At 60.3% G+C, this 19,557-nt stretch carries 12 protein-coding genes and 1 tRNA gene; 5 read left to right on the top strand and 8 right to left on the bottom strand.

Translation table 11 applies throughout. From position 1 onward, the window contains the following. Nucleotides 1-37: 37 nt before the first annotated feature. Together purD and BGE01nite_RS12610 are read right to left on the bottom strand one after the other, a co-directional pair. Nucleotides 38-1,288, bottom strand: coding sequence for a phosphoribosylamine--glycine ligase (purD, locus tag BGE01nite_RS12615; RefSeq protein WP_146850828.1), 1,251 nt, complete (start codon nt 1,286-1,288; stop codon nt 38-40). 309 nt (nt 1,289-1,597) lie between these two features. After that, complete coding sequence (locus BGE01nite_RS12610; RefSeq protein WP_146850827.1) at nt 1,598-4,657, bottom strand: beta strand repeat-containing protein; 3,060 nt, start codon at nt 4,655-4,657, stop codon at nt 1,598-1,600. A gap of 370 nt (nt 4,658-5,027) precedes the next feature. Here BGE01nite_RS12610 and BGE01nite_RS12605 point away from each other — a divergent pair. Next, nucleotides 5,028-5,100, top strand: a tRNA-Ile gene (locus tag BGE01nite_RS12605). Between the two features lie 25 nt (nt 5,101-5,125). Here the strand turns inward: BGE01nite_RS12605 and BGE01nite_RS12600 are convergent. Then, nucleotides 5,126-6,481, bottom strand: coding sequence for an aminotransferase-like domain-containing protein (locus tag BGE01nite_RS12600; RefSeq protein WP_218032978.1), 1,356 nt, complete (start codon nt 6,479-6,481; stop codon nt 5,126-5,128). Nucleotides 6,482-6,617: 136 nt separating this feature from the next. On the opposite strand from BGE01nite_RS12600, the gene BGE01nite_RS12595 reads away from it, so the two are divergent. Next, complete coding sequence (locus tag BGE01nite_RS12595) at nt 6,618-7,532, top strand: EamA family transporter (protein WP_146850926.1); 915 nt, start codon at nt 6,618-6,620, stop codon at nt 7,530-7,532. Nucleotides 7,533-7,667: 135 nt separating this feature from the next. Here the strand turns inward: BGE01nite_RS12595 and BGE01nite_RS12590 are convergent, their stop codons facing one another. From BGE01nite_RS12590 to BGE01nite_RS12570, 5 genes are all read right to left on the bottom strand, one after another. Beyond that, nucleotides 7,668-8,390, bottom strand: a complete 723-nt coding sequence (locus tag BGE01nite_RS12590) for a DJ-1/PfpI family protein (protein ID WP_146850825.1) — start codon at nt 8,388-8,390, stop codon at nt 7,668-7,670. A 247-nt stretch (nt 8,391-8,637) separates the two neighbouring features. Next, nucleotides 8,638-8,898 (bottom strand): hypothetical protein, encoded by a 261-nt coding sequence (locus BGE01nite_RS12585; protein WP_146850824.1) that lies wholly within the window; start codon nt 8,896-8,898, stop codon nt 8,638-8,640. A gap of 101 nt (nt 8,899-8,999) precedes the next feature. After that, on the bottom strand, nt 9,000-14,417 hold the full coding sequence (locus BGE01nite_RS12580; protein ID WP_146850823.1) for a tyrosinase family protein: 5,418 nt from the start codon (nt 14,415-14,417) through the stop codon (nt 9,000-9,002). A 313-nt stretch (nt 14,418-14,730) separates the two neighbouring features. Next, nucleotides 14,731-15,183: an rRNA maturation RNase YbeY gene (gene ybeY / locus BGE01nite_RS12575; protein ID WP_146850822.1), complete on the bottom strand. Its 453-nt coding sequence runs from the start codon at nt 15,181-15,183 to the stop codon at nt 14,731-14,733. Between the two features lie 26 nt (nt 15,184-15,209). Then, the gene (locus tag BGE01nite_RS12570) at nt 15,210-16,922 is read right to left on the bottom strand and encodes an HD family phosphohydrolase (RefSeq protein ID WP_146850821.1); all 1,713 of its coding nucleotides are present in this window, start codon (nt 16,920-16,922) and stop codon (nt 15,210-15,212) included. 220 nt (nt 16,923-17,142) lie between these two features. Between BGE01nite_RS12570 and BGE01nite_RS12565 the strand changes: the two genes are divergently transcribed. The 3 genes from BGE01nite_RS12565 to BGE01nite_RS12555 all read left to right on the top strand — a co-directional run bounded on the left by BGE01nite_RS12565 (nt 17,143) and on the right by BGE01nite_RS12555 (nt 19,465). Beyond that, nucleotides 17,143-18,348, top strand: coding sequence for a PQQ-dependent sugar dehydrogenase (locus BGE01nite_RS12565; RefSeq protein WP_170266760.1), 1,206 nt, complete (start codon nt 17,143-17,145; stop codon nt 18,346-18,348). Between the two features lie 71 nt (nt 18,349-18,419). Then, nucleotides 18,420-18,860, top strand: a complete 441-nt coding sequence (locus BGE01nite_RS12560) for a hypothetical protein (RefSeq protein WP_146850819.1) — start codon at nt 18,420-18,422, stop codon at nt 18,858-18,860. Continuing rightward, nucleotides 18,857-19,465 carry a hypothetical protein gene (locus BGE01nite_RS12555; RefSeq protein WP_146850818.1) on the top strand — a complete coding sequence of 203 codons (609 nt, stop codon included), beginning with the start codon at nt 18,857-18,859 and terminating at the stop codon, nt 19,463-19,465. Before BGE01nite_RS12560 ends, BGE01nite_RS12555 begins: the two co-directional genes overlap by 4 nt. Nucleotides 19,466-19,557 lie beyond the last annotated feature (92 nt).

Raw genomic sequence — 19,557 nt, 5'->3', positions numbered from 1 at the left:
TGGAGGGAGGTCGGTCAGGCCCAGCCAACGGAATCAATCAGTCAAAGTGCATCTGGCCGATGTCACTGCGGAGCTGCATGCCTTCAAAGTTGATTTTGTCGGTCTCCGCGTAGGCTTTGGCTCGGGCCTCTTCACGCGTGGCAGCGTTGGCGACGACAGCGAGCACACGCCCGCCGTTGGTCGCAAACTGGCCTGCCTCATTCTTCTTCGTGCCGCAGTGGTACACGCGGGCGCCTTCCACCTTGCCGAGGCCGCTGATGACATCGCCATTGCGTGAGCTGGCAGGATAGCCTGCGGAGGCGCTGATGACGCAGATGCTCCAACCTTCCGCGAAGGTGAGCAATTCGGGCTTCAGACTGCCCTTGGCGGCCTGGAAAACATAGTTGGCAAAGTCTCCGCGCACCATCGGCATCACGGCCTCGGCTTCAGGATCGCCGAAACGGCAGTTGTACTCGATGATGTAGGGTCCGGAAGAGGTGAGCATCAGGCCGAAGTAAAGGAAGCCGCGGTAACGCAGACCATCGGCGATGAGTCCCTTCACGGTTGGCTGCACGATCTCGCGCTCGATGCGTGCGAGGACCTCGGGCGTCACGATCTCACGGCTGGCCACCGCACCCATGCCGCCGGTGTTTGGACCCTGGTCGTTGTCACGGATGCGCTTGTAGTCACGCGCTGGCATGAGGATGTGATACTGGTCATCACAAACCGAGGCGAACACGGAAAGCTCCGGCCCGATGAGGCAGGACTCCACCACCAGATTTCCCGCGCCAAAGATGCGCTTCTCCATCACATCCGTGATGAACTCCTCGGCCTCTTCGCGAGTCAGACAAACCGCGACCCCTTTGCCGGCGGCCAGACCATCGAACTTCAGCACGATCGGGAACTCGGTCAGCGCTGCGCGAGCTTCTTCCGCATTTGTGCAGACCGTGTAGGACGCGGTCGGAATGTTGTGACGCTTGAGGAAGTGCTTCGCGAAGGCCTTGGAGGCTTCGAGTTGCGCCGCTTCCTTGTAAGGCCCCCAACACGGGATGCCCGCTTGCTCGCACATGTTGGCCAGACCTTCATCCTTGACCAGCCAGGCCTCTTCACCCGCGACACAGAGGTCGATGGCGTTCGACTTCATCCAGGCGATGAGCTCAGGCAGGGAAGCCGCATCCACGCGCTTCGCGAGGGACGCGATGGCATCACTGCCAGGCCAGGCAAACAGTTCGTGTGCTTCGAGGGATTCGCTGAGTGCGGTGATGAGGGCGTGCTCGCGCCCGCCTTTGCCTGTGACCAAAATCTTCATGGGCGGTCACCCATGCGCGGGAAAAGAAGGGGTGCCAATGCAAAAAGAATGTCGTGGATGAGTCGCTGGCCGAGGGCTCAAGACCTGGGAAGGTGTGGGTGAGAGGCGGTTGGTCTCCCTACGGGAACCAAACTGCAACCTCTCACGGTAGCGCGCATTGGATCACATCTCCTCCCACGGAGCAGGCTGCCAACGGGGGCGCGAGGTGGGCAACTTCGCGAGACCTGATAGCCCAATACCACACTCTCGCATTTACTGATCGGCGTGCGCTACTGGATGGCTCACAACTGAGATGCTCGGTCAGGATCGCTAGGGCACCGTTAACTGGACCAACCCCGACGTGGTGAGCGCGATATTGTTCACCTTTTTGGGGGCGAAGGTGGCGAGGACGGTGACGTTGCCGGCATTGTCGTAACCGCGGGCGGCGCCGATCGAGCCGGAGGCGGAAACGAGAGTGGTGAAGGATTTCACTTCGCGGTCTTCACCGTTGAAGCGGATCGTGTCGCCGGTGCGCAGCAGCTTTACGACCGAGCCACTACTACCTACCGCCCAGATCCCGAAGTTGTTTGCGGCGCTGATGAGCGGAACTTTGCTGATGGCGAGCTTTGCCGTGAAGATAGGGCCGCTGCTGGGACCGTCCGGCAGCGCGATGGAGGTGAAGCTGGCGAATTTGCCGCCGCCTGGCGCGTCGTTGCCAACGTATTTCACGAGCGCGAGCGGTTGGCCGGGCAGCGCATGCCACAGACAACTGACCGTCGCGCGGCCCAAGGTCGCAGTGCCGAGGACGGCCAAGCGCCCGTTTGAGCCCGAGACGGGATCGGAGAACGTCTTGTATTTGCCGCCGTCCATTCCTGCAGCTTCATCACCCTCGCGCGCCACGATGGAAAGGCCATCGTCATCGGAGATGAACAACGCCTGGTCATCGGTCGCCTTCACGAGATTGGGTGTAATCTTGAGCTGCGCCAGAAAAGCCACGCTCTGCGCTCCGAAGCCGGGCAGCCCAAGGCTCACCACCTTGACCCCTGCGAGCGGCGCGCCGAGCGCTGTCTCGGTGTCGAGCGCGAGCTCCCACTGTGCGGGCGTGGTCGCGGTGACCGGAATCGTGTAAATGGCGCTGGAGCCGCCGACGAAACTGAGCCGCACGCCGAGGGCATCATCGCCCGCGCGCCAGCGTCCCTCGCCAAGCGAAGCCGGGGCCGCCACAAGGGTGCCGATGATGGTCACCTTTTTGCCGCCAGGTATGAGTTGTTGCCCCTCTCGCACGAGCACGCGCAGCGTGCCATCGGGCAGCGCTGCGCAGAGCGCCATGTCGTCCTTCGCACTCGTCGTTCCGCCTTGCAGCATCGCGCGGAAAAAGATCGGCGTGCCAGCGTTGGGGGAGCCCTCGATCGTGAGGAAAGTCTTCACCGTCACACCTGGCAATCCGTCCACTTCCGTCACACCCTCGCGCACCGCGATGCGCACCGGTCCATTGATGAGGCTGCCGAGCAGGACTTGGTCGTTCTTCGCCGTGACGCCGCTCGTACCCTTCACCGTCGCGAGCGCCGCATCGCCGCTGGGCTCGCCGAGCTGGCTATAAACCGTCTCGCCCAAGAGCGGCGTGTCCCCAGTGACTTCCGCACGTATCGAGCCGTCGCCCGCGAAGATCGCCACCGCGGTGAATTTGCCGCTTTTGAACGACCCACCGAAAGGCCCCTGCGCCGGCGTACCGAACCGGGTGTAGACCGTCCCTACAATCGCCCCGGTGACGGGCAAACCCAACGCGCGAGCGGGCGTCGCCTGGTAGGCACTCAGTTGCACCGAGTTTGAGTTGATGGTCACGAGAAAACTGCCGCGCCCATCCGCCGTCCGCAGGCGCTGGCCCGTGGTCACATTGGAAAATGCCCCCGTGACCGATGCGCCTCCGAGTACACTGAAAGTCCGCGTTGGGTCGGGATCGCCGATCGTTGCAATGTACACCTTCAATTCGCCCGCCAGCGTGGTGGCCCCTGTCGCCGAGATCAGATCGGCTTCCCGGCTGAAACTCACAGTCCCGACACGGATTTCCGTCGTGGAGCTGCCACTTAGCTGGAGCGTGCCAGTGATATTCAGCCGCCCGTAGTTGCCACTGGAGACCGACGGCGAGATCGTCCCGCTCACGTGAACATTGCCCGTCAGCGTGCCGTCGCCTTCAAGCCGCCCGCCGTTGATCGTAAACGCCCCGGTGCCGCTGCTCACGGTCGGACGCGGTGCATTTCCGAGGCCGAGATTGAGGGTGCCGGCGCTCTGCGTGTAACCCGCCCCAATGGTCACCGTGGTCGTGTTGCCGAGGGCACTGAGGAGAAACGCGCCGGAGTTTGTGACCGCTCCCGGCACGGTGAAAGTCGCCCCGCTGACGGTAATGGAACCGGCATTGTCAAACCCGCCGGTAAGCGTAAAATTTTTCCGGTTGAAGACCAGTTTACCTGGGTTCGATGCCAGTGCGTCCAAACCGGTGAACACCGCTGTCGAGCGGACCAGTTCGATCTCCGCCGCGTTCACGCGAATGGGGCCCACGCCCAGATCCACTGTGGCGCCATCGAGATTCAGCAGCATATAGCGCCCACCAGTCAGCGTCCCGCTAGGCGCGTGGTAGTTCGTCAGCGTGGCCCCTGCATCCTTGGTCAAAGAGGATGGGAGGTAAGACGTGTTCTGGACCAGCGCCATGGTGCCATTGAGCGTGAAGGAGCCGACGCCGGCGAGGTTCACCGTGCGGCTCGCGGTCAGCACCGAGTTCTGGTTGAACACACATGTGGCGAGCGGCTGGATCGTCATCGTCGGCGACAGTCCTCCAGACACACTGCCCTCGATAACGAGATTCAGCGCCCCGCCGCCCAGCTCATTGATGCTGGTGAAGAAGATGGAATTAATGGTTAAAGTCGACCCGGTGGACCCCGTGATCACGTTGTTGCTCGTGGCCGTACCATTGCCAAACAACGAGCTGCTCAGCGTCGCGTTGCCATTGACGAAGAGCCCGGTGGCCGCCCCCGTGGAATTGAGCCGCAAAGTGCCGCCAGTCACGCTGCCCTGCCCGGCAAACGCAGACCCGCCATTAATCGTGAGTGTCAGTCCATCAGGTACAAGCACAGCGTCGCCCGAGGTCATGGTGAGCCGTCCCACGCCAACGGTCGTCGCAAGCGACACATCGGAATTAGCCGCGTTGCCGTTGTCCACGCGCACATCGGCCGTGGCGGAATTGGGGACCGGCCCCGTCCACTTGGACGAGTCGTTCCACGATCCCACACCGCCCTTCCACGTTGAGATGCTCTGTGCGAGCCCGGTGGGCAAAAGCGCCTCGAACGTGAGGAGTAGCGCCAGCGTAGACTTGGTTAACAAAGAGTTGATTTTCATGGTCAACGGAGAGGCTGAAGGGCGAAGCACTTTCTTATACACGCGCCTTCGTCTATTTCCAGTCACAGTTCCACCGCGAAGCCACCGTTCTTAAGTGGGAACGCATTTCCTTTCCCCCTTTTTGAGGCGATGCTGAGGAACTGAGTTTCCAGACTCCGCCATGTTTTCTTGCCGCCTATGAAAAGCCGCGCATAGTAAACATTCGATTAATGGCGGTAGAGATGTGGATACTTCGTGGGAAACCAAGTTTTGGGGGCTTTTACAGCGGCCTTCATGATGTGGCTTTCTGTGAGTGTATAAACGCCGTGTATCATTGGCTGTCTGAACGCTCCCAATATTGCACGCTTTCCGTTGTAAGTCAGCGACTCATGCTCCTGTAGCTCAACGGTTAGAGCAGGGGACTCATAATCCCTTGGTTCTCGGTTCGAATCCGGGCGGGAGCACTCAGCTTATCGAGGTCTGGTTGGCCTATGAACAAACCTCAAGGGCTTTGGCCAGTGAACGGAAGAGTCTTTCGTCACTCATCTGGGCGACGTTGAAGCGCATGAATGAACCGGCGGACTGAGTGAGGCTGAAGGCATTTCCTGGGGCGAGAACAATGCCATCGGCGAGGGCGACGCGGGCTACATCCGCTGCCTGAATCCCATGGGGTAACTGACACCAGAGAAACATGCCAGCTTTGGGCTCCACCCATGGCTTGATATGTAACTCTTCGAGTTTTGCGGTCGCCTCGATCATGGATCGCGAAAGGCGTGCTCGCAGCCCGTCCATGTGCTTGCGATAGGTGCCATCTGTCAGAAGAGTCAGGACAAGCTCCGCCGAGAGCCTGGAGCCTCCAAACGAGGTGGCGATCTTGAGATCTGTCAGACCCTCGACCCAGTCCTGGCGAACGGCGATGTAGCCACAGCGCACGGAGGCGGACAGCGTTTTGGAAAAGCTGCTGATGTGTGTCACTCTGCCCAGCGCACTATAGGCCGCCAGCCTTGGGACAGGCTCTCTCTCAAAGTCAGCAAAGATGTCATCCTCAATGATCGTCATTTCGGCCTGCTCAGCCAGTTTGAGGAGCCGGTGCGCTGTGTTGGGAGACATCACGGCACCCGTCGGATTATGAATCGCTGAGTTCGTGATGTACATCCGCGGTGAGTGGTCGCTGATCGCCTTGGCGAAAAGCTCGAGATCGGGACCTGTTGGCGTGAAGGGCACGGCAACGACATTCACACGATGCGCACGCAGCAATGCGTGGAAGTTGAAGTAACACGGATCATCCACAAGAACGGTGTCGCCCGCCTTCACCAGGAAGCGGCAGAGGAGGTCGATGGCCTGGGTGCCTGACTCTGTGAGAATAATTTGTTCGGCTGAGACTGTGATCTCACGTTCGATCAATCGGCGCGCTAAAATCTGGCGCAGGGGGAGAGAGCCCAAGGGTGAGGCATAATCGACCAGTGAGGCCGAGTCGGCTCGGGAGAGTTCTCTCAAGGCGCGGCGGATCCCGGCCTCAGGCATCCATGAGGCTGGAAGCCAGCCACATCCAGGTTTCAGCACGTCTTTGCCTGCTTCCATGGACTGGCGCGAGATCCACATGGGGTCGACCTCGCGATCCAGCTTGGGTGAGCTTTCGGCTAGCGACAGAAGAGGCGTCGAGATGGCCACATAGTAACCTGAACCGGGACGGGAGCGGATGATCCCCTGCGCCGCGAGCCTTTCATAAGCCTCCGTGACCGTGGACACTGACACTTGGATCGTCCTTGCCATTGACCGGATGGACGGGAGCTTCGTCCCTTGATTGAGGCTGCCACTGGTGATCTTTTGGCTGATTCGATTCATGACCTTCGCGATGAGCGAATGCTCGCCGTTGGCCAATGGGTCGTGCAGCTGTATTGCCCTCGTATCCATAACAGTTTGTGATAACTGTATGGTAGTCCGAATGGACAGACAAGGGTGGAAAAACTACCTCTGCCCCATGGATGACAAAACAAGAAGCGGCTGGATCAATGGATTCATTGGAGTGCTGATTTTCAGCGGATCCCTCCCTGCAACCCGCCTGGCGGTGTTTGATCTAGACCCGGTGTTTGTGACGACGGCTCGTGCCGCCATCGCTGGTTTGATTGGCTCCGGCTTGCTACTGGTTTTCAAGGAGAAGCTGCCCGGACGAGGCGATGTGATCTCTCTGTGTCTGGTGACTCTCGGGGTGGTGCTGGGCTTTCCTTTGCTCACAGCGCTGGCACTCAAACACATCACGTCCGCACATTCCGTGGTGTTTATCGGCCTTCTGCCGGTCTCGACCGCGATCTTTGGTGTCATTCGCGGTGGAGAGCGTCCACCTCTGGTGTTCTGGATCTTCTCCTGCCTTGGCAGCGCCTTTGTCGCCAGTTTTGCCTTGAGCAAGGGAATCGAGGTTTCTCCTGTGGGGGATCTGCTGATGCTGGCGGCGATTGTGGTCTGCGGTCTTGGTTATGCTGAGGGAGCAAAGTTGTCCCGCAGGCTGGGTGGCTGGCAGGTGATCTCATGGGCGCTGTTGCTGGCGCTGCCCTTCATGCTGGTCCTGGCATTCATCACCCGCCCAGCATCGTTGGATGGCGTTAGGTTGTCGGCCTGGCTTGGCCTCGGATACGTGTCGCTCTTCAGCATGCTGATCGGTTTTGTCTTTTGGTATCGTGGACTGGCTCAGGGCGGCATCGCGGGAGTTGGTCAGCTTCAGCTTTTGCAGCCTTTCTTCGGTCTCGGTCTGGCAGCCTTGTTGTTAGGTGAGGAGGTGACCTGGCTCATGCTGGTCATGACCTTGGGGGTAGTGTTGTGCGTGGCAGGCACGAAGCGGTTTTCGAAAAGGAAATCACACGCGCACGCAGGCGCCAACCCTGTTTTCAAACACGGTTAGGCACCTTGTCGGGCCGACGCTATCTGAGGGCAAACATGTTCCAGAGCGCGCCAGCCAGCATCAGGAGGATGCCACTATTTCGAGCCCAGCCAGCTGGAATAGGCCGTCCAGCAAAGCGGGCAGTGGTTCCGTGGTTCAGGGTTGCTTCTGGCTGGCGAGAAAGGCTTCAACCACGCTTTCAAGAGTCCCCACGCCATCGCCAGGGCCCTTGAAAACATTGCCCAAGACTTCTGGGCTGGCGGTCAGCGGGCTGCCGGCATTGAAAGGCGGGTCCGGGGCGTATTGGTTGATCAACTGCGCCTGCATGGCATAGGCGCTGCCGGACAGAACGGCGATGACGGCCAGTGAGGCGTCCAAACCCGAGCTGATGCCGCCGCCCGTGATGCGGTTCCGGTCAATCCAGTAGCGCGGATAGCCGGAGGCAAGCCGCACGCCCGGGAAAATGGAGAGGCTCTGCTGGAACATCCAATGCGTGGTGGCGGTGTAGCCTTTCAGCAGGCCGGCAGCGGCGATGATGATGGCGCCCGTGCAGACGGAGCAGACATAGCCCGCCTTGGGGCCCTCTTCCTGCAACCATTTCCGCACCTGCGAATCTTCGGAAATCTGCTCGTTGAAGCCGGGACCATAGCCGCCAGGAACCCAGAGCGCGTCTGTTTCGGACAAGCTGGGCAGGGCGATCTGCGCGCCGATGTCAACGCCTTGCAGGCATTTGACTGGGCCGGCATTCTGCGCCGCCAGCACGGGCTGGACGCCGCTGGCTCCGGCCACGCTGCTAAACATGGCGAACGGCCCGCAGACATCTAGAATATCGAAGTCTGGAAACAGCGGTACAACAATACGATTGATTGGGCCTGACATAAAAGAGGAGGACTTGTTTTGATTGGAAGGAGCTGGCAGGCCTCACCTGCCAGCCTACGGGACACAGGTTTGAAAACCCGTGTCCATCTGCGGTGGATGACTGCTGCGTCTTGGGAGCGTTCGTAGCACGCAAGGATGGGGTGACGAACAAGGTGTGGAGTGCTGTCAGTGTCGGAATGGCGGTATGATTTCCACACGGCCATTCAGGTCACGTTTTTTGTTAGTCATTCACTTTGCCAGCAGCACCTCACGGCTGCATGCCGCCGTCCATCCAGGCTTTGAAGAGGTCGATGTAGTCCTGGGACCAGGGATCATCACAGGGCATGTTTCCCTGGCTGACTTGTTCGTAGATGGGCTGGGCCCAGGCTTTGACGTCAGTGTAAGACCAGAGGTCAAAGCGGCTCAGCATGCTGTTGCGGTCAAAGGGCCGGAACAGAGCTTTGATCTGGCCTTCGAATGAGATGGGCGTGTTGCCGAGTGGTGGTGTGGTGGTGGTCGTTTGTTCCATATGGGTGGTGTGGATGGAGCGGGTGGGGGATGGGTTTGTGCGCCGAGCGCTTCATTCGGGACGAAGAGGTCGGCTCACATTGGGGCAGGTGAGGCGTGGGATCAGGGAGCCTTGCCCAGACGATCATTCAGGCTGCGCAGAGTCTGGGAGAGTGTGGCTTCCAGACCTGAGCTGCCAGCATCCGTGATGGCGGAGAGCGCATCGCGGGCCTGGGTCAGCTGGGCATTGGAAAGCGGCAGCGCGGTGGAGCGTGCCCACAGGCCTAGCAGGGCGATGGCATCTCCGCGCAGAGCATCCTGGCCCGGTGCGGTGGCAACGTTGAGCACTTGGCTGAACTGCGCACCGTCCGCAGGATCCAGACTCTGCAGCGCAGCGACACGGACCTGCTGAGGCACGGCTGCATTCTGGGCGAGAGCCACACGGCTGGCGACGCTGCCAGCATCCCGGCTCAGGGCACTGGCAGCGGCGGCTTGCTCGGCGGAGTTCTTGCTCTGAAGCAGCGGACGGATGAGGTCCGCGGCATCTCCAGCGGCACCGCTGGTCACCAGACCGTGGATGGCTTCCTCCACCGGGAACTTCGCATCCTTCTTGCCAGCCAGGGAGTCACGCAGGCTCGAAACTAACATCTCCGGTGCCTCTGGACCTGCGAGGGCCCACAGGGCTTCAGAGCGGGTTTCCTGGTCGGCGGAGTCCAGGCTCTTCTCCAGGATCTTCATCACCTCTTCCTTCCGCTTCAGACCATCCGGGTGGAACATCATGAACTCGGAGAGCAGGCGCACGGCTTCAGGCTTGAGTGCCGCATCTTTGGCCTCGGCGGATTGCGCGATGTTGAAAGGAATGTCCACCTCACCGCGCTGAGTCAGCATGCGCATGGCGCTGCGGCGGCTCGCCACATCAGCCTTGGTGTTCTCCTGGAAGCTCTTCAGCTTGGTCACGGTCTTCGCACGCTCTGCCGCTGGTGCAGTGAGCAGGCTGGTGGCAGCTTCCTGCACATCCAGCGTGCCCTTCGGAGCTGGAGGTGGAGGGGCCGCGGCAGCGAGCACCACTGGCACAGACTGGGGAGCTGGCAGATCGGCCTTGTCATAGGGCGTGTCATCATAGCAGAAGCCCATGGGAAGACGGTTCGGCGTCTTGGCCATGAAGTCGATCATGTCGCCATTGGTCACAGCCTGCGGCTTGGCAGGGAAGAGGCCGGGGATGGGAGCTGCATCGAAAGGCTTCAGGAAGGGCTTGGCCATCTCCTCTTCGGGGTAGCTGTTCTTGACCGTCGTGCCCTGGCCAAACTTCTGGTTCCACGGCCAGAGCTCATCAGCCAGATTGTGATTCACCGGAACACAGGCATTCGGGTCCAGGGTGTTGCAATCCTTTGTCGGAGGCGGGTTCTCGGGATCACAGAGCTTGCCAGGGTTGTCAGAGCTGCCTTTGGGGCAGAAGCTGTCTCCCGAACCATCAGGATTGAAACGATCTTTGGTTAGCTGCCACTTGGCCCACTGACGGTCAAAGCCGGTGTGGAAGACCCAGAAGATGGGGTCACGCGGGCTGGTCTGGCAGTTCGCCATCCAGGGGCCGATCCAGTTATGCCCCACGTTGTGCGGGTTCTGCTCCAGCATGGCGGCGAAGGAGTTCACCGGGTTGTCCATGTTACCCGGGTCCACATTCAGCGGATAGTAGGAGTAGGGATTCAGTGTGAAGAGGTCAGTGTCCTTGAGGAAGGGACCAAACTTTGGATCGCCCGGATTGCGGCCATAGCCACGGCGCACGAGCTGCTGGTTCACTGCGCCATCGATGTCCGCCGTCCAGCCATACAAGGGGTTCGTGGTGGAAAAGAGGGCAGGTGTGGAGCCTTTGCCGTTCACCAGGTTAGACCCCAGGAAATCTGGAGAAAACAGCGTGGAGGGATCTGACATGGTCCAGTAAGGCAACGCCACATCGGGATGCGTTTCCTGGAGGGTGCGCTCAAATGCCAGGAGAAAGGCGCGGTGCCAGGAGATGAAGCCGGGGCCTTTGTGAGCCAGATCAGGCCAGGGGTAGGCAGGATCTGCCTGGCCTGGGGCGTAGAAGAGCCCGTAAGCCGCGGCCTTGTGCATGCGCACATAGTGCATGTACATGTCTCCGCCTTCCGGGGCTGTGGCGGTGCGGTGCAGATAGTCCAGCGCCGAGAGGAAGCGGCCGCGCTCGGTGTCCGTCAGAGCCAGATGGTTCTTTCGCACCCTAACCATTAATGCTCGCGTGCCGAGGATGCCGCCCGTGGCCTGGCCTTCATGAATCTCGATGACGCAGTCCTTATCCTGCGAGCTCGCGCGGGGAAACTTGCCCGCGATGAAGAAGGGGACGGCACTGCCATCCTTGGGCAGTTTCAGAGTGATCGTGGCATCCTTGGCGGTCTGGTTCTGGGCCAGTTTTGTCGCGAAGGCCACATCTCCATCCAGCGGTGTGGTGCGGCCTGACGGGATGGGGCCTTCCGGATCATTGGTTAGGGTGACCGTCACATCCTGGGCAGCTGGTGCATTTAGCCGGATGGTGCAGGGCGTGGGTGCCCAGGTCACGTAGTCGTCTGTGGCCGCTGAGGTGTTCCAGACGGCAATGGAGATGCCCGCGCTGTCATTGGCGGCGGCACCTCCAAGGCCTGCTGGAGCTGCACTTGCACTCGCGTTGGCCACCAGAAGTTCAAAGTGTGGCTTCAGCGCGGCGGGATCCAGCAGAGGTTCGGTGCTGGCACTCTTGAAGAGCGCATTGCCCTGGCGATCCAGAAGCAGGATGCCGTGCCCGCGGTCCTCCCCCATGGCCGTGGGATCAATGGACTTCAGCGTGGTGCCTGCGGTGTCGGAGACGAGCCTGCCTTTCTTCACCAGGCCTTCCGCTTTCGCAGCAGCGATGCGGTCAGCGGTGTCTGGAGCCACGAAGACGAGGTCCAGATCCTTCGGCCAGTCCTTGCCCTGCACGGCTTTTTCGAAAGCTTTGATCTGCTCACGGCACAGCCCGCAGTCCACTGAGCGCACCACCACGGCCAGGGTTGGCTTGCCCGGAGTGACTTCCAGCACAGCAGGCGCTGCGCCAGCTCCACCCATGGCCGACGCCACACCCAGCGGCGCGGAAAGCGGCTTCGTGGTGGCAGGGTCATAGATCTCCACGATCTCCATCATACCATTGTCCTCATGATCCAAAATATGGCAGTGGTTCACGAAGCGGCCCGTGTACACCTCATATTTGGTTAGGAGCGTGTAGGTGTAGTTTTGTTTCACCGCCAGTGTGTCACGCCAGATGGGGCCGCCAAACTCTTGCGCCAGCACGTCCTTGCCATCCTGGTCGAGCACCTGGGTGATCAAGAAGGGATTGATATGAATGTGGAACGGGTGCGCCACACTGATTGTGCCGGAGTTCCGCGAGCCCACCTGCCATTTCTGCGTGTGGCCGAGCGGCAGATAGCGTGTCTCCGTGGGGTTGAACTCACGTCCAGGGGCTGCTGAACCCGGAGGGACGTTGGCCTGACTGACATAGTACTTCACCCCGTTGTCGATGATGATGCCGTAATAGGCGTGCTGGGTGACAAGGTCGGGGCTGTCCTTCAGATCGGGCAGTCGCTGGGTCATGAGTGCCGCAGGATCCGGCAGGTTCATGTCCACGGGGGCACCTGCGATGTTGATCATCGCAATGATCGAGATGCGCTCTGGGGAGCCATCGGCACCTGTGGGCCGCGGGTCTTTGGCGGGTGATCCATCTGAATTCGGTGCGGCGGTGGTCTTGATGGAGTTCATGTCCACCAGGTAGTAGGTGCCGGAGGCATTCTTCGGTGCCTGGATGAGTGAATCTGAGCGGTAGCCAGGCTGCAGTTCAAGGTCTTGCCTTTGAGTCAGCATGCCGGTGACGAGACCATCCGTGGCCATTTCATAGAAGGGGATTTGTTCGGCGGCCGGGATATTACCCTCGGAGTCACGCGCGATGCGGAGCTGCACAAATTCACGCTGGCCGGTGGCCACCAGTCGCAGACGGCGCACCTCACCAGGTGCCAGGGTGATGGTGGGGATCTTCAGCCCGTTCACCGTGATGTAGCGCTTCAGGTTGAAGAAGTCACCAGGGGCAAACATGTCGTCAGCATTGGCGAGCTCAATGTCTCCCACGCCATCAGCATTTTTGAGATAAGGATTGGCCTGAAGCACCATGACTTCCTGCGCGGCCGCAGCCACTTCAGGGATCGAGTCGAGATTTGTCACGTTGTCCGTGCGCTCGATGATGAGGGCGCCTGCCATGCCGCTGGCCACATGGGCCGTGGTGGAGCCGTGCCGGTGCGGATGATACCAGAAGGTGCCGGCGGGGTGGTCTTTCGGGATATGCACTTCATAGTGCTGGGATGTCTGGGGAAGGATCTCCAGCAGTACATTGTCACTCTCCGCATCCGGTGTGCCCTGGGGGGCCACATGCAGGCCGTGGAAGTGCAGATTCGTCACGTTCCAATCGTGGTGCCCGTTCATGAAGCCGGGCGTCGGCGGCGGCACATTCGAAAGTTTGTTATGCACGGTGATGGACAGCGTTTCTCCCGCCTTGGCGCGGAGCACGGGTGCCACCAGCTTGCCGTTGTAGGTACGCAGATGCAGCGTGTCCTTGCCGATGGTGAGGGGATCCTTGTTGTAGTCCACCACGAGGTCCAGTTTCAGCACGCCATCCTTGGAGGTGATGGTCTCGGGCCGCAGGCTGGGCTGCCGTGCAGGTGCGTTTGGTGCAGGCGGTGGTGGTGCAGCCCCCATGGGAGTGGCTCTCGGGGACCGCATGGCACCAGGTCTGCCGGGTGTCAGCGCGGGTCGCGTGCTCTTCAGCACCTTGGGGGTGCTTTTCGGCACCGGGTTCAGCTCACGGCGTGCGCTGTCTTGCAGATACTTCTGCAGGATCTTCGGAGAGCTGCTTTTGTTGATAAGGGGAGCTGCTGGCAATGTGGCGGGCTTCTCTGTCGCCTCTGCTGCGTTCATGGGCTGAACGGCTGCTCCCAGCATGGCGGGAGCGGCGGATGCATCATCCTGCTTCACAGCGATCCAGCTGGCGGTCACACCCGCGGGGGCTTGACCGCCTGAATGAGGCTGTGCCCTGACGATGGTGCCGATCAGGGAAGGCCTCTGGTTCACCGCCTGTGGGAACTGAAAGCCCAGGTAGGCCGTGTAGTCGTATCGCCAGTCCGCATTGTTAGGCCCGTTGCCCTTGGCCTCAAATTGTAGAGTGGCCGGATTTCCGTAGGAAACGGTGCCCGTGATGCTCATGCCATATCCGGGACCGAAATCAAAACTGCCTTCCAGCTTCCCATTGCCAGCGGTCGTCAGGGTCAAGGTTCCTTCGCCGAACAGCAGATTGTTCAGCGGAGTGTCTAGATTTGGATCGTTGCTAAAGCTCCGGTAGGTCCATTTGCCCAGGAGAATGCCGTCGAGCGGACCCGAAGAGGATGGCATTTGCTGGGCGTGGGCTGGACGAAACACCGTGCTCACGCCGACGAGGGCGAGGAACACGAAGGTCATCAGAAGGTGATTCGGTTTCATGGGAGTATTGAGGACATCGGAAGTGACGGGGCGGGATTCGCGGGCGCCCAACGGTTGATTATGTCTAAATTTTTTAAGATATTGGGTATATGTTATTTACCTTTGTTGCCGATGATGAATTTGAATTCTGGCTATTTGAGGTCATTAACCGAAGTCGATATGGTTAACTTGTGTATATGCTGGCCATATACTTAGGCTTTTAAGTTCAAATGTTACGTTGAGAAGCGTAAATTTTGAAAATATCCGTCACTCAGCTCCATCGGAGCCATCGCAAATCGCCTTTCTGCCTTCAGGCTGAAATTGTCAGGGAAGCTCAGGAACCTTTGCCCAAAGCCTTCTTCCAGATGCCTTCCTGGATCCTGGCCATTTCAGCCGCTTCCTCTGCCTCATGATCATCCCAGCCACCAAGATGCATGAGTCCGTGGATGATGTAGAGAGCTGTCTCATCGGCGACAGAATTGCCATTCTCGCTGCCCTGGCTCTCCGCAGTGTCCGTGCTGATCAGGATCTCGCCATGATGAAAAGTGATGACGTCCGTGGGAGTCGGGTCTTCCAGGAACTCCCCATGCACGCGTGCGATTTCCTCATCACTGATTAGGCTGATCTCGATCTCCTCCAGCTGGTGCAAAGGCGCATCTGCTGACTTGGCGGCGCTCAAACATTCTGGCAGCGCGGCTTTGGCCACCTTCTTCAGCCAACGTGTGTCCAGCTTGTGCTTCCGCTGGTGATTGTGCACGTGGGGGCTGGGAAGCTTGGCAGCAGGCATCTCAAAATCGAATCAGGTCAAATCAATCAGGCGGCGGATGCGGGCGGCTTGCGTGGAGCACGCTTCCGCCTCTCCGAGGGCGGTGTCTCACCGCTCACCAGATACGGCGAGGTCATGGCGATGGTCCGCCCGTCATTGACTTGCAGTGAGCCTTGCTGTGCAGCCACATCTTTCGGAACGATGATCGTGGTGGAAGGCACTTCCGTGGCCTTCTGGTACTTCACCCGGCTGTGCATCATGCTCAGGATGGTCTTGAGGAAGCTGGCCTTCACGCGTGCCAGTTCGGCGATGGTGAGGTCACATTCATCGAGCTGGCCATCCGCCATGCGGTTCTGTACGATCTCATCCACCAGGGCTTCCACACGCGCTGGTGTGGGTTTGTCCAGCGAGCGCGAGGAACTCTCAATCGCGTCCGCCAGCGAGATGATCGCCGCTTCCTTGAACTGCGGTTTCGGGCCGGGATAGCGGAAGACATCTTCAGACACCTGCGGCACATCGTCTTCAGTCGATTTGCCTTCTTCCACCAGACGCAGAATCTCAGCCTTTTGATCCAGAGCGCGCTTGTAGAAATACCACGCCAGCGTGGTGCCATGATGCTGCTCGATCACATCAATGATGCTCGTGTTCAGCTTGTTCTTGATGGCCAGATCCACGCCGTCTTTGACATGCGCGATGAGGATGAGCGCGCTCATGCGGGCCGTGAGGTCCTCATGCGGGTTGTGCGCCGGATCTATGTTCTCGATGAAGTACTCCGGCTTCGTCAGCTTGCCGATGTCATGGAAGTAAGCGCAAACACGTGTCATGGCCGCATTCGCGCCGACGGACTCCGCCGCTGCCTCGGCGATGTTTGCCACGATGAGACTGTGGTGATACGTGCCTGGAGCCTCAATGCTCAGCCGCTTCATCAAAGGATGGTTCAGGTCCGCCTGCTCCAGCCAGGTGACCTCCGTGGTCACACGAAACACCGCCTCGATCACCGGCATCGCACCGCCCACGGCCAGTCCAGTGATCACACCGATCGCGAAAGGAATGCCGATGATGCGGCCGATCATCGCCTGATCCACCGCGCTGCTGGCCTGGCTCAGGATCAGCGAGAAAATGGCCGCGGCTGTGCCCACATACAGACCTGCCATGAAGAGGCGATGCCGGCGGCGCACACGCGTGGTGAAGAGCACCACCAGGAAGCCGATCAGCGCGGAACACGCCAGATAGGTGATCTGGTTCACCGCCATGAAGACGATGGCACCCAGCAAGGTCGAGTAGATGGCCCCAAAAAGACCGATCTTCCGTCCCATGATCACCGAAAGCACCATCGGGCAAAGACCGTGGGGCAGAGCCAGGATGGGCAGCGCGCCGTTCCAGCCTTTCTGGGTGGCAAATTCCAGCATGATCACGCTGAGGCCAAACTGCAGCAGCAGCGTGCCCAGCACCAGGAGGAGGTCCACATTGTCCTCCACCTCCTCACGCAGCGCCACAAACAGATGTACCACCATCGCGCCACCGATCGCTGCCGCGCAGAGGTAAGCCGTGGCCTGGGGTTGTACCGTCCCTGGCACAGCAGCCGCAGCCATCTTCATGATCAGGCCGAGCACTCCAAAAAAAGCTGTGAAGACCACCACCTTCACCGCAGGCTGCGTCCGGAGCTCATCCACCAAATCCCCGTCCTGGTGCTTCCGGCGGACTTTGCCGCAGGAGAGGCCTTCACGTTGCAAGCGAGCACGCCGGAGGGATTCGAACATGGATGATGGGGAGAGATAGGCTATCACACCCGCGGCGGGGAACAAGAGGTGTTTTTAAACCCGGCCCCGCCAGCCTCGGCGGGCTCTTTTCTCAACATTCGAAGCAACCGATGAAGCTGCTTGCGGGCTGGCATGGAAGGTGCGGATTGTGATGCCAACCTCTACTCTCATGACTTTTTGCACGCTTTTTCGCCTTCTGATAGCTGCCGGATCATGCATTTTGCCTTTTAGCGCCCAGGCGGTGGTTCCTGGAGATGATGCCCTCGGCCTCACTCCGCCCACCCTCCCTCCACCCGAGATCCCTGAGGAGCCTTTCCCCGGCTTCCGCCTCGCGAAGGTGCCTTTTGACCGGGAATTCGACTCCCCCGTCATGCTCGCCACCATGCCGGGCAGGGAAGGGGAGCAGGTGGTGGCCATGCAGCGGGGTGAGTTCTGCGCCGTGAAGATCCACGACTCCTCCTGGCGTCCCTTCCTGGACTTCCGGGAGAGGATGAAGGGCATCGTCCTCTTTGAGGAAGGCGTGCACGGCATCGCCTTCCACCCCCAGTTCGCCACGAACCGCCTCTTCTACCTCAGCTACACCCAGAACGAGCCCCGTCGCCGCGTCATCAGCGAGATGAAAGCCACCGCGGGTGACTCCCCCGTGGCCATGCCAGAGACCGAGCGCATCCTCATGGAGATCCAGCAGCCTCTGGCGGATCATTGGGGCGGTCACATGCTCTTCGGGCCAGATGGGATGCTCTACATTGCGTTAGGCGATGGCGGCTTGCGTGACGATCCCTACGCCCTCGCCCAGAACCCCTGGGTGCTGCATGGCAAGGTCCTGCGCATTGACGTCAATGGCCGCAGCGGCGCGCTGCCTTACGCCATCCCGGCGGACAATCCCTTCGCCAAAGACCAGCTCGTCCGCAGCGAGATCTTCGCCCTCGGTCTGCGCAATCCCTGGGGCCTCAGCTTCGATGCCACCACTGGCGACCTCTGGCTGGCCGATGTGGGTCAGGACCTCTGGGAGGAGATCAACCTCATCAAACCCGGCGCCAACTACGGCTGGAGCCATCGCGAAGGTCCGCTCGAGACCGCCTTCCACCCGAAGCCGCTCATCGCCGGAACCACCACCACGGATCCCATCCACAGCTACAGCCGCCTGCGCGCGGAGGGCATCTGCATCGTCGGCGGTCATGTCTACCGTGGCACCAAGCTCGTCGGCCTGAACGGCGCCTACCTCTTCGCCGACTGGGGCTACGGCCACGTCTGGGCTCTCGAGATGGATGAAGAGCGCGTGCCCACACGCCGCCTCATGCTGCATCACGGGCCGGCCGAGCATAAGTTCAATCCCACGCTCGTCACCTCTGATCCTGAGGGCGAACCCATCCTCCTTTCCCAGGAAGGCACCATCTATCGCCTCGAGACCGAAAGCGCGGACTGAACTGAGCCAGTCCGTGTCCGCACATCTACCCTTGGCAGAGATCGTCTGAATCCACTATCTTGGCGGCCTCCATGGAATCTCTTCCTCCGCCCGTGCCTCCACCGAACACCACCGCTGTGGATCATGAGCACCTGCGTCTGCTCACCATCTTTCACTACGTGCTGGCCGGTGTCACCGCCTTGTTCGCCTGCCTGCCCATCATCCATGTCGTCATCGGCGCCGCCCTGATCATGGCCCCGGAGGAAACGTTGAAAAATGTGGAGGGTAATGCTCCACCCAGTTGGGTCGGCTGGCTCTTCGTCGGTCTTGGCAGCATCTTTGTCCTTATCGGCTGGACCATGGCCGTCCTCACCTATCTCTCCGGTCGCTACATCGCGCAGCGGCGGAAGTCGACCTTCAGCATGGTCATCGCCGGCATCCAGTGCGCCTTCGTGCCCCTGGGCACCGTGCTCGGCATCTTCACCCTCATCGTGCTGCAAAGGGACTCGGTGCGGCGGTTGTATCAGCCATGAGTTCCGCCTTCGGCTCCGAAATCTTGCCAAGGCGTTTGTTAGGCTGTCTGGTGCCTCTCATCCTGGTGGCGGTCATCATTCTCGGGGGCAGATACTGGACCTTCGAGGATCGTGATTCCGCACCTCCATCCGAGGCTTCATCCATCCAGACAGGAAAGCCTCCAGGCCAGACCGCCCCTCTCCCCGGCGAGCAAATCCTCGCCAGCTATGGCAAGCCCGACACGCGTCCCGAGGAAGACCTCAGCATGATGGCCCATGCCTTCAGCAACCTCACCCTCCTCATCAAAGGCGATGCCCCCTTCCGCATGGGTGCCAATGAAGAGTTCGCCGCCGCCCTGCGCGGCAAGAACCGTGACCGTCTTCGCCTCCTGCCCGACACTCATCCCTGCTTCAATGCCCAGGGCCAGATCGTCGACCGCTGGGCGACCCCGCTCTTCTTCCACGTCAACGACCGCGACCACATCGACATCCGCAGCGCCGGCCCCGACAAAGAGATGGGCACCCCCGACGACCTCCACCGCCGCTACGACGGCCAGTTCCTCCACGGCGAAGCCCTCAACTCCCGCAGCCTCGACGAAGCCGGCCGCAGCCCCATGGCCCGCTAGGGCTAACCAATAATAAAAAATGGGTTTGGGATATGAGCGTCCCATTAGCGGCTAAAAAAGTCTTGGCTGGACTGCCCCGATCGCAGTTATAG

This window comes from Prosthecobacter gellanilyticus (genome assembly GCF_007992435.1).
Classification (GTDB): domain Bacteria; phylum Verrucomicrobiota; class Verrucomicrobiia; order Verrucomicrobiales; family Verrucomicrobiaceae; genus Prosthecobacter; species Prosthecobacter gellanilyticus.
This window is presented reverse-complemented; position numbering and strand designations above follow the sequence as displayed.